At 65.1% G+C, this 13,847-nt stretch carries 8 protein-coding genes; 6 read left to right on the top strand and 2 right to left on the bottom strand.

Going from position 1 to position 13,847, the window contains the following annotated elements:
• Positions 1-35: 35 nt before the first annotated feature.
• Both WG921_RS16255 and WG921_RS16260 read right to left on the bottom strand, forming a co-directional pair.
• Positions 36-986, bottom strand: a complete 951-nt coding sequence (locus tag WG921_RS16255) for a hydroxymethylglutaryl-CoA lyase (RefSeq protein WP_340110313.1) — start codon at positions 984-986, stop codon at positions 36-38.
• Between the two features lie 65 nt (positions 987-1,051).
• Entirely contained in the window at positions 1,052-1,981 is a 930-nt protein-coding gene (locus WG921_RS16260; RefSeq protein WP_340110314.1) for a LysR family transcriptional regulator, read from the bottom strand.
• 186 nt (positions 1,982-2,167) lie between these two features.
• Between WG921_RS16260 and WG921_RS16265 the strand changes: the two genes are divergently transcribed.
• From WG921_RS16265 to WG921_RS16290, 6 genes are all read left to right on the top strand, one after another.
• The gene (locus WG921_RS16265; RefSeq protein WP_340110315.1) at positions 2,168-3,127 is read left to right on the top strand and encodes an SMP-30/gluconolactonase/LRE family protein; all 960 of its coding nucleotides are present in this window, start codon (positions 2,168-2,170) and stop codon (positions 3,125-3,127) included.
• Between the two features lie 98 nt (positions 3,128-3,225).
• Positions 3,226-4,227, top strand: a complete 1,002-nt coding sequence (locus WG921_RS16270) for a TRAP transporter substrate-binding protein (protein ID WP_340110316.1) — start codon at positions 3,226-3,228, stop codon at positions 4,225-4,227.
• Between the two features lie 7 nt (positions 4,228-4,234).
• Positions 4,235-4,735 carry a TRAP transporter small permease gene (locus WG921_RS16275; protein ID WP_340110317.1) on the top strand — a complete coding sequence of 167 codons (501 nt, stop codon included), beginning with the start codon at positions 4,235-4,237 and terminating at the stop codon, positions 4,733-4,735.
• On the top strand, positions 4,729-6,006 hold the full coding sequence (locus tag WG921_RS16280; protein ID WP_340110318.1) for a TRAP transporter large permease: 1,278 nt from the start codon (positions 4,729-4,731) through the stop codon (positions 6,004-6,006). The genes WG921_RS16275 and WG921_RS16280 overlap by 7 nt, the downstream gene beginning before the upstream one ends.
• Before the next feature lie 16 nt (positions 6,007-6,022).
• The gene (locus WG921_RS16285) at positions 6,023-7,210 is read left to right on the top strand and encodes a CaiB/BaiF CoA transferase family protein (RefSeq protein WP_340110319.1); all 1,188 of its coding nucleotides are present in this window, start codon (positions 6,023-6,025) and stop codon (positions 7,208-7,210) included.
• Between the two features lie 732 nt (positions 7,211-7,942).
• Positions 7,943-13,651, top strand: a complete 5,709-nt coding sequence (locus WG921_RS16290; protein ID WP_340110320.1) for a DUF3320 domain-containing protein — start codon at positions 7,943-7,945, stop codon at positions 13,649-13,651.
• Positions 13,652-13,847 lie beyond the last annotated feature (196 nt).

Raw genomic sequence — 13,847 nt, forward strand, 5'->3', positions numbered from 1 at the left:
GCGGCGATCGGCCCGGGCGCGCCGGGCGCGGCGCATCAGCTCGCCAGCGCGTCGCGCGGCGGCGTTCCGTTCAGGTCCGCGAAGAGCCGCGCGCGCGGGATCGCCTGCGTATGGCTCGCGACCTTCGCGCCGGAAGCGTCGGTGATCATCACGCCGGCGGCGAGAAGCTTTTCAAGGTCGATGCCGGTCGAGACGCCGAGACGCTCGAAGAGATAGACGATATCCTCGCTTGGAATGTTGCCGGTCGCGCCCGGCGCGAACGGGCAGCCACCGAGGCCCGCCGCCGCCGTGTCGAAGGAGGTGACGCCGGCCTCGCGCGCCGCGAGGATGTTGGCGACGCCGAACCCCGCCGTGTCATGGCCATGAAATCCGAAGCTCGCGTCGTCGCCGAACGCCGCGATGCATTTCTCGGCGAGGCTCCGGACATGCGCGGGCGTCGCCATGCCGGTCGTGTCGCTGATCGTATAGTCCATGCCGCTGCGCAGGGACACGATGCGCTCGATCGTCTTGAGAATGACCGATTCCTCCATCACGCCTTCGAACGGGCAGTGAAAGCACGTGGCGAGGCCCACCCTCACATTCAGCTTTCGATCCGGGTCCATCGTCTCGAGCGTCGTCGCCAGATCCTTGATCGAAGCGTCGACGGAGCGGCGCACATTGCTCTGATTGTGCGATTCCGACATCGAGAGGACGAAGATCGGATTTTCGAGGCCGGCCGCGACGGCGCGCTGAAACCCTTTCAGATTGGGGGTCAGCACCATGCCCCGAACATCGTCGGGCAAGGGGCCCAGAGCCGCGATGACCTCCTCCATGTCGCGCATCTGCGGGATCGCGCTCGGGCTGACGAAGGAGCCGAGCTCCATCCTCTTGAAGCCGGCGTCGATGAGCCGCCGGATGAACTCGACCTTGGTTGCGGTCGGGACGAAGGTCGCGATGTTCTGCAATCCGTCACGCGGACCAACTTCGACGATCTCTACTTCCGGCATGGCGCTCGCTCCCTTTCAGCCTTGTCTCCAGGCTGGGGAGTAAGCCAGTCGCAGGCGCGGAACCATTATTCGTTCGGAACGGCAGGGTTCGCGTTTGGATACGCCTCGGCGCTCCGCGACAGATGTTCGAGCATCAGGCGAACGCATGCGGTGGTTTTTTGCCCCGTCCGCGCGCAAACCGCCAGTTCCCGCCGGGCCCAGGCGTCGCGCAGCGGAACGCCGACCAGGCGTTCGGCGGATTTGAACGATCTGGCGACGTTCACCGGCACGATCGTGACGCCCAGCCCCGCCGCGGCCATGCTGACCGCGGAGCCGAAAGTCACCACCTTGATGCTGTTCTTGAGCTGGAACCCGAGCGATTGGGCGGCCTCCATCAGAAGGGCCTGAAGCGAACTGCCAAGTTCGAGACCGATCATCGAATGGTCGCGCAGCTCGAAAAAGTCGATCGAGTCGCGGGCGGCGAGAGGGTCTTCGGGCGGCAGCAGCGCCACAAGCTGATCGACGCGATACCTGAACGCTGAAACGCAGTCCGGCAACGGCACATGGGCGGCGATCACCCCAATGTCCGATACGCCGTCAAGGAGCGACTGGAGAACCTCGACGCTGGTCTCTTCGCTGAGAACGACGCGCACATCGGGATAGGCGCGATTGAAGCTGACGATATCGGCGGGGAGATATTGATGCACCGCCGAGCTGTGGGCGCTGATGCGGACCTGCCCGCTCCGGCCGTCCGTGTAGAGGCTGAGATCGGCGGTCATGTCGTTCAGGATGTCGAAGATCCGCCGCGTGTGAACCACCATCGCCTCCCCCGCCGGCGTCGCGCTGACGCCGCGCGGGTGCCGGTAGAAGAGCTGGACGCCCAGCTCCGCCTCGAGATCGTTAATACGCTTGCTTACCGCGGATGGCGCGATATGCTCCTGGTCCGCCGCCTTGGTCAGGCTTTCGAGGTTGTAGACGGCGATAAAAATCCGGAGCGTGGTCAGATCGAACCGCATCTTGAGGCACCTCTCGCTCCCCTGGCATCGCCAATCAAGAACGCCAGTGTTCCGAAACAAGGCTTCTCATATCGAATGGGCTGCTGATAGCAAACCTCTCTGGCGAGAGAACAGGTCGCAGCTTGAAATGGCCTCGGCGCGTCGACTCTCGCTGAACCAACAGAGGCCTGCCGGGAGGAGACATCAATGACCGCCGTCGCGTTGGACGCCCTGAGTTTTCTCGGACGCTCCCTGTCACGCCCCGAATGCGTGCTGGCGACGCGTTCGGGCGATCTTTTCGTCTCGGACAGCAGGGGCGGCGTCAGCATCGTCAACCCGGACGGCCGGGAAGTCCTGGTGAAGGCCCGCAACGCGCCGGAGGGGTTCCTGCCCAACGGTATCGCGCTGCTGGACGACAGAAGCTTTCTGATCGCGAATCTCGGGCCGACCGGCGGCGTCTATCATCTGGCGCAGGACGGGACGCTGACCCCGCGGCTTCTTGAAATAGACGGCGAACCGCTGCCGCCGACGAATTTCGTGGGGCTCGATCGCCGCGGCCGGATCTGGGTGACCGTCAGCACATGGCTGAACCCGCGCGAGCGATCGATGTTCAAGGGCCACGCCGACGGATTCATCGTTCTGATCGACGGCGACGGCGCGCGGATCGTCGCGGAGGGCCTCGGCTTCACCAACGAGGCGATCGTCGATCCCACCGGCGAATGGCTTTACGTCAACGAGACCATGGGGCGCCGGACGAGCCGCTTTCCGATCCTCGCCGACGGCGCGCTGGGCGCGAAGGAGCTGGTCGCCGCCTACGGCCCGGCGACATTTCCCGATGGATTGGCCTTCGATGACGCGGGCGGCGTCTGGATCGTCAGCGTGGCGAGCAATCGGTTGATCCGCACCGCGCCGGATGGAACGCAGACGACCTTCATCGAGGACGCCGATCCGGAGGTGCTGGCGGATGTCGCGGCGCAGTTCGACGCCGGCGCCTGCGCCCGGCCGCTGATCGACAGCGGCGGCAAGCGCCGCCTCGGCAATCTCGCCAGTCTCGCCTTCGGCGGCGAGGATCTCCAGACGATCTATCTCGGGACGCTGTTCCTGAACGAGATCATCCATTTTCGCTCATCGTTCAGAGGGGCGAAGCCGGTCCACTGGGAATTTTGACCGGCGCTGGCGTCGAAGCTCCCGCACCGGCCGCATGAACGCGGGCGGCGCGGCGGACTCGTCTGACAAGAAATGAAAAGAAACGGGAGAAACTCACGATGAACAAAATGCTTTCAACGCTGTTCGGCGCTGGCGCGCTGACCGTCGCGGCGCTCTCGCAGCCGTCGGCGGCGGCGGACATGACCTTGCGGATGGGCACCTTCGCCACCGCATCGAGCCCCTGGGGCCAGGCGATGCGCGCCTTCTCGGAGATCGTCGAGGAGAAGACCGAAGGGCGGATCGAGATTTCGGTCTACACCGACGGGCAGATCGGCGGCATGCAGCAATTGTTGACCGGCATGCAGCTCGGCACCATCGACATGGCCTATTTCGACGTCACCGTCGCCTCCTTCCTGAAGGGCGCCGATTCAATCAAGGTCGCCATCGTTCCCTATCTCTTCAATTCGAAGGCGGATGCGGCCAAGGTTCTCAACTCCGACCTCTTTCAGGACATCTACCAGGAGATCGCGGCGAATACCGGCGTGCGCATCTTCGCCGCCTACGGCGACCGCTCCCCTCGCGCGATCCAGACCACCAAGGGCCCGATCGTGACGCCCGAAGATCTGAAGGGCATGAAGATGCGCGTCGCGGGCATCGACGTCTATGAGCACACCTTCGAGACGCTCGGCACCCAGATCACGCCGCTCGGCATGACCGAAATCTACAATGCGCTGAGCCGCGGCATCGTGGACGGTCAGGACAACGGCTTCGAGCTGGCGATCCCGCCGAAATTCCACGAGGTCGCGAAATACTGGTCGGCGACGGATCACGTTTACGGCGTCACCGGCTGGTTCATCTCCGATCAGGTCTGGGGCCGCCTGAGCCCGGAGGATCAGGCGATCTTCCTCGAGGCCGCGAAAGAGGCCGGGCAGGTGTCGACCGACGCCACCAATGAGCTGGACGCGAACGGGCTGAAGCTGCTCCAGGAGGCCGGCGTCACCTATACGGTGCCTGACCGGGAGGCGTTCCGCGCCGCTCTCGCGGATGTCTACAAGGAGTTTGAGGGCAAGATCTGGCCGGAGGGGCTGGTCGAGAAAATCAGGGCGATGCAGGCCGAATAGCCCTGCGATGATCCGGCTCCACCTCGCCTTGAAGCGCGTCGAGTCAGGCCTCGCCTGGCTCGTTCGCGGCGCCACGATCCTCCTGATGGCGACCATCCTGATCTTCACGATCGGCTCGGCCAGCGACAGGTACATATACGACACCTCGTTCAACGCGCATGATCAGATCGCGCAGCTCGCGCTCGTCTGGCTGACCTTTCTCGGCTTCATGCTGGCGCTCCGCGCGCGCACCAATATCCGCGTGGATCTGATCGACGGGGTGCTCTCGCCGCGTGGCCTGAGGGTGAGAAACATCGCTGGCGATCTTGTCGCCATCGGCCTCTTTTGCGTCATTCAATGGAAGGTCTGGCGCCTGGTGGAGGTCGGAGCCGGACAGGTCATCATGGGCACGCCCTTTTCCTCCGCCCTCACCTTCCTGGCCATCGCGGTGGGGACGGCGTACGGCATTCTCGTCATCGCTCTCCGGCTGACGCATACCGTCGTTCATTGGAGAGACAGCGAATGCTGACCCTTGTCTTCGTGCTGTTTCTCTTCGCCGTTCTGGCGGGGTTCGATGTCGGCCTGTCGATGATCGGCGCGGCCGCGGTCGGCATGGTCCTGCATCCGGGCAACCCCGTCGATCTGATCATGGTGGCGCTGACCGCGACCAATTCCGTCAATGAATCGACGCTAGTGACCATTCCGCTCTTCGTGCTGGCGGCGGAGATCATGAACCATGGCGGGCTGACGAAACGGCTCGTCGAATGGGCGCTGTCGATGATCGGCCATGTCCGGGGGTCGCTAAGCCAGGTGTCGATCATCTCGAACCTGATCATGGCCGGCGTTTCGGGCTCGGCCGTGGCCGACGCCGCCGCGACCGGGGGCCTCCTGGTGCCGGCGATGAAGAAGGAAGGCTACCCCGACGGATACGCTGGCGCGGTTGTCGCCGCCGGCGCGATGCTCGGCCCGATCATTCCGCCGTCGATCCCGATGATCATCTACGCGGTGATCGCCAATGTCTCCGTTCTCAAGCTCTTCATGGCCGGGATCGTGCCGGGCCTGTTGCTCGCGGGCGGCTATATGGCGATCTGCTATCTGATCGCGCGCCGGAACAACTATCCTTCGCGTCCGCGGCAAACCTGGCGCGTGGTGCTCGCCACCACGCAGTATTCGATCTTCGCTCTCGGAATGCCCCTGATCATTATCCTCGGCATGCGCTTTGGTCTCGTCACCGATATCGAGGCGTCCGCCGTGGCGGCGCTCTACGCGCTGCTGGTTTCGATCTTCGTCTACCGGTCGATAGGCTGGCGTGAACTGATGCGGGTCTTCTATCTCGCATCGCGCTCCGCGGCGGCGGTTCTGTTCCTGCTGGCGGCGGCGGGGCCGTTCGGCTGGCTGCTGGCGGAGGCCAAAATCAATGACGCCATCGCGGCCGGCATTCTGACGCTGACCGCCGATCCCCTGATCGGGCTTTTGCTCATCAATGTCGTCCTGTTGCTGATCGGTTGCTTTCTGGAGCCGCTGCCGGCGCTGGTGATCTTCGTGCCGTCGCTGCTGCCCGCCGGGGCCGCGCTCGGCGTCGATCCGGTGCATCTGGGGCTCGTCATGGTGCTCAACCTGATGATCGGCATGCTGACGCCGCCCATCGGGCTCTTGCTGTTCGTCGTGGCCGGAATCGGCTCGATCCCGATCACGCGGGTGATCAGGGCGATCTTCCCGTTTCTGCTCTGGTCGCTCGCGGTGTTGCTGCTGGTGACGTTCTTCCCCGCGGTTGTTCTCTGGCTGCCAAACTATGTCTGAAGATAAGGAGTTCTCGATGTCCAAAGGACCGTTGAGCGGGATGCGGGTTGTGGATCTGACCCGGATTCTTGCGGGCCCGTTCAGCACGCAGTTGCTCGGCGATCTCGGCGCCGAAGTCATCAAGGTCGAAACGCCCGGTCAGGGCGACCCGATCCGCGGACAGGGCGGCATGCGGGACGGGCTCAGCTACTATTTCGCCGGATTCAACCGCAACAAGCAGTCCATCACCCTCAACCTGCGCACGGATCAGGGCATGGCCGCGCTGCGGCGGCTCATAGCGACGGCGGACGTTCTGGTGGAGAACTACCGCCCGACGGTGCTCGAGGATATGGGGCTCGGTTTCGAGGCGTTGAAGAAGATCAAGTCCGACATCATCGTCTGCTCGATTTCGGGTTATGGAAAAACCGGCCCTTACCGCGACCGCCCCTCCTTCGACTTCATCGCCCAGGCGATGAGCGGCTTCATGAGCTCCACCGGATTTCCGGACCGGGAGCCGCTCCGGGCCGGGTTGCCGATTTCGGACCTCGTCGCCGGGCTCTATGGCGCGCTCGCCATTTCGTCGGCCCTCGTCCGGCGGGAGCGCACCGGAAAGCCGGAGCAGATCGATGTCGCGCTCGTCGATTCCATCCTGAGCTTCGCGAGCTATTTCGGGGCGGCCTATTTCGCGACCGGCGAGCAGATGGATCGATGCGGCAACGATCACCCTGTCGTCGCGCCCTATGGTCTCTTTCACGCCTCGGACGGCGCCGTCGCGATCGCGCCCAGCAACGACCAGATCTACAAACGTCTGATCGACGCGTTGGACCTGAATGAGGCGATGGACGCGCCTGACTTCGCCACGAACGAGATGAGAATGAAAAATCGCGACAGGGTGAACGCGCTGATCAACGAAAGGATATCTCAGCGGCCCCGCGCGGAATGGGTGGAACGCTTGAATGCGGCCGGCGTCCCATGCGGTCTGGTCATGACCTATCCGGAAGCGTTCGAGGACCCGCAGATCCGCGCGCGGGAGATGGTTCTCAAGGTGGAGCATCCCGGCCATGGCCCCGTCGAAATGATCGGATTTCCGATGAAGTTGACGGAGGCGCAATGCGAACTCCGGTTGCCGGCGCCGGAATTGGGCGCGGACACGTCGGACGTGCTGGCAAGCCTGGGCTATAGCGCCGACGAGATCTCCGAACTGCGAAACATGAAGGTGGTTTGAGCCGACCGGACGGCCCGCCTCTCTGCGGCGGGCCGCGCGCCGCCCGCCGTCATCGCCCTCCGGGACCCGACCCGGATTCCGCTCCAGTCGCCGCGCGGCCTCGGCGGCTGGCTTCATCTGGGCCGCGCCCGGCGCTCAGGCCCGGGTCTTTCGCTCTCCAAGGCCAGATGGTCACGCCCCGGCCCCTTCCAGAAGCCTGACGCGCCGCCGGCGAAGACCGCTGTTCCGCACCGGCCGCCGCCCCGACCCTCGACCTCACTCCCCCTACTCTCGTCGCCCCATTCGCAGAACGCGAACGCCCCGGCGCGCATATTCGTCTGACTCGACAAGATATGACGACTTTTCGGACCAATGGCCCATCCGAAGAGCAGGATTCCGACGATTAATCCATATGGCGCAGAACTCCTGTTTACTCTCCGATGAGAGGATATGAGCGCCTTCCTATTCCATGCGGACTGACCGCCCCCATTGACCGCAAGGGCTTGCGCGCCGAATATATCATTCAGATCACATCCTCAGAATTCATGATTTACTCCTTCATACACTGGCGCATAAATGGACTATCCAGCAGAAGAACATGGCGGCCCTGTTTTGGCCGTTGACGCCGTTTCGCGAGTCAATTTCGCCTCTGCGCAGAACGCGATTCCGTTAATTCGAACGCTTTCGATAAGGAATAACGCCGAAAACGCCATCGAGCGTCTCGTCGTGCGCGCGGAGACGAAACCGCCGCTTATGAGACCCAAGTCCTGGATCGTCGACCGCCTTGGCCCGCATGACGAGGCCGATCTGTCGGACCTTGCGATGGACCTCGATCTTGAGGGGCTCGCGGGGCTCGACGAGACCGAGATCGGCGAGCTGACCCTGACCGTCGAGAGCGACGGCGACCTGCTGCTCGAGGAGCGCCGCCGCCTCGAATTCCTCGCGCGGGATCAATGGGGCGGGCTCGCCGACATGGACCGGCTGCTCGCGGCCTATGTCTCGCCCAACGAGGCCGCCATCGCCGCGATCCTGAAAGACGCGTCCCGCCTGCTCGCCAAGGCCGGGCGCGACGACGCGCTTGAAGGGTATCAATCCGGAGACCCGCAACGCGCCTACATGATCGCGGGGGCCGTCTGGTCGGCCGTGACCGCGCTTGGCCTGACCTACGCCCAGCCTCCGGCCTCTTTCGAGCGCGAAGGGCAAAAAGTGCGCTTCCCCACCCGAATACGAAACGAGGGGCTGGCGACCTGCCTCGACACCTCGTTGCTGCTCGCAGCGGCTTGGGAGCAGGCTGGTCTGAACCCGGTGGTGCTGTTCGCCAAAGGGCACGCCTGGGCGGGGGTGTGGATCACCGCCTCGGATTTTGGGCGCGTCACGGAGCCTGATGTCGTCGCGGTGAGGAAGGCCAGCCAGACGCGGGAGTTCCTGCCGGCCGAAACGACCTTTCTGTGCAAGCGGCCCACCATCGGGTTCGCAGAAGCGATCGACGCGGGGCGCGTCCGGCTTTCCGAGGACCATGAGGACGACTTTCAGGCGGCCGTCGACATCAGGCGGGCGCGCGCGGCGAAGATCCGACCATTGGCCAGCCATATCCCGTCTGAAGAGGCTGCGCCCGACCAGACCGAGGCGGTTGCGGCGGCCCTGCCCGATCCGATCGATCTCGGCCTGTCGCCGTCCGAGACCGTCGACGCGTCGCCAGAGACGCCGCAGGGCCGCATCGAGCGCTGGCAGAGCAAGTTGCTCGACCTTTCCTTGCGCAATCGGCTTCTCAACTTCAGAGAGACAAAGCAGAGCGTGGCCTGCATGGTTCCCGACGCCGGAACGCTGGAAGACGCGCTCGCCAACGGGAAATCGTTCAAGACGTTTCCCCTGAAGGACGAAGACCCGATCGGCGACCGGCAGGTCAGCGACCTGGAGCGCCGGCGCATCCTCGCGGAAACGGTGCGCGACGCCTATGCGCGCGGGCAGGTCACGGTTCCGCTGACCGGCAAGGACATGGAGGCGCGCCTGCTGTCCCTGCACCGCAAGGCGAAGAGCGACTTGCAGGAAGGCGGGACCAATACACTCTTCCTCGCCGCCGGCTTCCTGCGATGGAAGCGGGAGGGGGACCGCCGCATCTATCGCGCGCCGCTGATCCTGATCCCGATTCAGCTCACACGGAGATCCGCCCGCTCGCCATTTCAGATCGAGCATCACGAAAACGACGTCCGGTTCAACGCGACCCTGCTCGAATTCCTGAAGCGCGATTTCGACATTCGGATTCCCCAGCTTGAAGCTGAACTGCCGAGGGATGACAGCGGGATCGATGTTCCCATGGTCCTCGAGACCGTCCGTGCGCGCGTCCACCATGTCGCCGGGTTCGAGGTGACCGAGGATCTGGCGATCTCGACCTTCTCTTTCGCGAAGTACCTGATGTGGAAAGACCTCGTGGACCGGACGGACGATCTGCGAAAAAACCGGCTTGTCGCGCATCTCGTCGACAAACCGACGGAGACGTTCGACAGCGGCCGCGACGCGCCGCTCCCGCCGGAAAAGATGGACAGCGCCGTCGCGCCGAAGGATCTGCTGACGCCGCTGCCGGCGGACAGCTCGCAGCTCGCGGCCGTCGTCGCGGCGATGGAAGGGCGCGATTTCGTTCTGATCGGGCCGCCCGGCACAGGCAAGAGCCAGACCATCGCGAACATCGTCGCGCAATGTCTCGCGCATGGAAAGACCGTGCTGTTCGTCGCCGAGAAGGCGGCGGCGCTCGACGTGGTGCAACGCCGCCTGCAGGCGCAGGGGCTTGGCGACGCAGTGCTGGAACTGCACTCCAACAAGACCGATCGGAAGCGCGTTCTCGCCCAGCTGGGCCGCGGATGGGATCGCGCCTCAGGCGCCGAAGCCGCGACCTGGATCGACATAAACGAGAGGCTGAAGCTCACGCGCGATCAGCTGAACGCGTATGTGGCGGCGGTGCACGCCAAGGGAAGGCGGGGGTTTTCCGTCTTCACGGCGATTGGCTGGGCGACCCGGGGGCCGGAGGGCGTGACGCTGTCTTTCGCCGACAAGGGCGAGGATGCGCATGATGCGGAAAGCTTCGCGCATATGGAGCGGCTGGCCGAAGACCTGGGCCGAGCGTGGACCGTGGCCTCGGACGGCCCGCCGATCGCGCTGGTCGGCGAAACCGACTGGTCATATGCGTGGGAGGGCGGCTTTCTCGAAGCCGCGAAGTCCCTTCGAACGCGGATCGACAGCCTGCTCACCGTCGCATCCGGGCTCGGCCGGCGATTGGCGCTGAAGCCGGACACGTCGCTTTCCGACGAAAGGGCGCGCCTTCTGACCCTGTTCGCCGCGCGCGGCGCAGCCGGAGCCGACAACCTGACCGCCGCGCCCGACCTTGCTGCGGGCGCGCTGCGCGACGCGGTCGCGGCCTTCGAGGCGGATCTGTCGGGCCTGGCCGAGGCGGCGCGCGGGACAAGCGCGCGCTATCGCGAGGATGACATTCCGAGAATGCCGCTGGACGAGATGGACGCGCGGCTGCGCGAGAGCGCGACACGCATCTGGCCCTTCTCAAGACTGGAGCGACGAAAGCTTCAGAAACTTCTACAGACCTACGCGACATCCGGCGTCGCCGCTCCCGAAGGCGACCTCGCCTCGCTGCGCGACATGCGCAAGCGCCTTGACGCGCTGGCCAGAAATCCATTGGCGGAGTTGGCGGGCGAAGATCGCGCGCCGCACGGGCTTCGGCGCCTCGTGGATCAGGCGATAGAATTGCGCGCGGGCCTGGCGCAGGCGCAAGCGTTCGCCGAGGATCATGTGGCTTTCGGGGCCGTGGCTGCGGAACTCGTCGCGGGGCCGGCCGATCCCTTGCGGGCGGAGCTGCAGAGGTGGCTTGAGGCGCATGCGGCCTTCGCCGCAAGCCGGAGCGCCTTTATCGACGCCGGCGGCCTCATCCCCGAGGACGCGAGCCTGAGCCGGATCATGCGCTGGCTTGACACGATCCTCGCAGAGCGCAGGCGTCTCGCCAACTGGATGCGATGGCTGGAGACGAGGACGAAAGCGGACGCCGCAGGCCTGGCGCCGCTCGCCGACGCCCTGAAGGCGGGCGAGCCGATAACGGACGCCGTCGCGGCCTTCCGCAGCGCCTACGCGCGCTGGTGGCTCCCTCTCGCGCTCGACGCCTCGGATGTCCTGCGCCGGTTTCTCCATTGGGAGCATGAGGACCTGATCAGGACCTTTCGCGCCCTCGACGACGAGGCCGCGCGGCAGGTCCCGGCCGAAATCATGCGCCGCATTCATCATGGGCTTCCGGCCAAGGATGGCGTTCCACGAAACTCGGAGCTCGGGATTCTGCGGCATCAACTCGGCCTGCAGCGCCCGTCCATGCCGATACGGGGTCTGCTTGAGCACATGCCGGAGACCCTGCTGAAGCTCGCGCCCTGCGTGCTCATGTCACCGCTTTCGGTCGCGCAATATCTGCCGCCCGGGCAGGCGACGTTCGACGTCGTCATCTTTGACGAGGCGTCCCAGATCACCACATGGGACGCCATCGGCGCGATCGCGCGGGCCCGGCAATCCATCATCGTCGGCGATCCCAAACAGCTCCCGCCCACCAACTTCTTCGGCCGTAGCGACGATGGCGGAGATGAGGGCGACGCTCTCGATTTCCTGAACAGGGACATGCCTTCGATCCTCGACGAGGTCGCCACGGCGGGCATCCCGACACGGCGGCTCGACTGGCATTATCGCAGCCGCGACGAAGCGCTCATCGCGTTCTCCAACCATCACTACTACGGTGGCGGGCTGGTCACCTTCCCGTCGCCGAGCACCGGATCGGGCGCGCTTCGGTTCCACAAGGTCGATGGCGTCTACGCCCGCGGGAGCGGCAGGCGCAATGTCGAGGAGGCCAGAGCGATCGCCGGGATGGTGCGGCGCCGGTTGAGCGCGTGGCTTGACCTGCCGGAAGCCGACCGCCACACGCTCGGCGTGATCACCTTCAACCAGCAACAGCAGGCCCTGATTCAGGACCTGCTCGACGATATCCGCAGGAGCGCGCCCGAGCTTGAATGGTTCTTCGCCGACGAGCGAGAGGAGCCCGTCATCGTGAAGAACCTCGAAAATATTCAGGGCGATGAGCGGGACGTGATGCTGTTCTCGATCACCTTCGGCCCGGATCCCGCAGGCAAGCTCACGATGAACTTCGGCGCGTTGAACTCGGATGGCGGAGAGAAGCGGTTGAATGTCGCCATAACCCGAGCGCGGCGAGAGATGCATGTCTTCGCCTCGATCACCCATGACCAGATCGACCTGGCGCGAACACATGCGCAAGGCGTCAAGGACCTCAAGACGTTTCTCGACTATGCGGAGCGAGGCGCCGCCGCCCTGCCCGCGCGCGACGAAGGCTCGCTCGGCCCGGCGGAGAGCCCCTTCGAAGAGGCGGTCGCCCGCGCCTTCGGCGCCAAGGGATGGGAGGTGCGCACCCAGATCGGCGTCTCCGGCTACCGCGTGGATCTCGGGATCGTCAATCCCGATCGCGGCGGCTCCTATCTCGCCGGGATCGAATGCGACGGCGCGGCCTATCACAGCTCCGCCACGGCCCGCGACCGGGACAAGGTCCGGCAGGCGGTTCTGGAGGGCCTCGGCTGGACCATCCTGAGGATCTGGTCGACCGAATGGTTCCGTGATCCCAAATCGGCGACGCTGCGTTTGCACACGGAGCTCGAGCGCCTGCTGGCCGCCGACCGGGCGCGGCGCGCCGAAGAGGCCGCGCGGGCCGCGGAGCGGAAAAAGACCGCGAAGCGGGAGGAGGCCGCGGAGCCTGAAAGCCTCCGCGCGCTTGCGGCCCCCATCACGGCGGATGCGCAGGACGCGCCTCCCGCGCCCACGGCCCCTTCAAATGAGCCGCCGCCGCTTCAGATCGCATCTTCAGAGCGCGCGGGAGAAGGGGCTTCCGAGCCGTCAACGGACAAGCCGCTGTTCGCCAAAGCGCCGGAAGGAGCGCCCCACTCCGGAGAGATGGTTCTGAACCCGGCCAGATTCTACGAAACGGCCTATCTGCCGATATTGCGCGACCTCGCAACGGATATCGCCTCGCAGCAGGGCCCCCTGCCCCTCCAGCGGCTCGCCCGTGAAGTGGCGCATCGTCATGGCTGGCAAAGGACGGGTCAGCGCATCCTCTCGCAGGTGGAGCGCGCCCTGGATGTGGTCGAGCGGCGCGAGGAATTCCACCAGGTCTTTATTTGGCCGAAGCAAGGCTATCGGAACAGGGTCGCCTTCCGTGGGCTGGGAACCCGGTCGATCCTCGACATATCGCGAACCGAAATCGCAAGCGCCCTCGATGCGCTCGGCCCGAACTCCGTCAGAGACGAGGCCGAGATGCAGAGGGCCAGGGACGTTTTGGGAATATCTCGGCTGAGCCAAAGCGCGCGGGCGTATATCCTCCAGTGCGACCAGTGGCGTCTTCTCAACAGCCCGGGTGAATGACCCGAAGACGTGGCGATTCTGAAGACGTGGCGATTCTACGGGGCGGCCCGACCGGCGAAGCGTGGGCGCCGGGGCCAGGGAGCGATCGAGAGCAGGCGGCGTGGGTGAACGCCCGTGCGGGGGCGCGCTGAGCCAGGGTCCATGTGGACCATCGCATCGTCCGACAAGCTCCCCGCCATGATCGGCGGCTGTTCCG

Source organism: Paludibacillus litoralis, from assembly GCF_037646705.1.
GTDB lineage: Bacteria > Pseudomonadota > Alphaproteobacteria > Rhodobacterales > Rhodobacteraceae > Pikeienuella > Pikeienuella litoralis.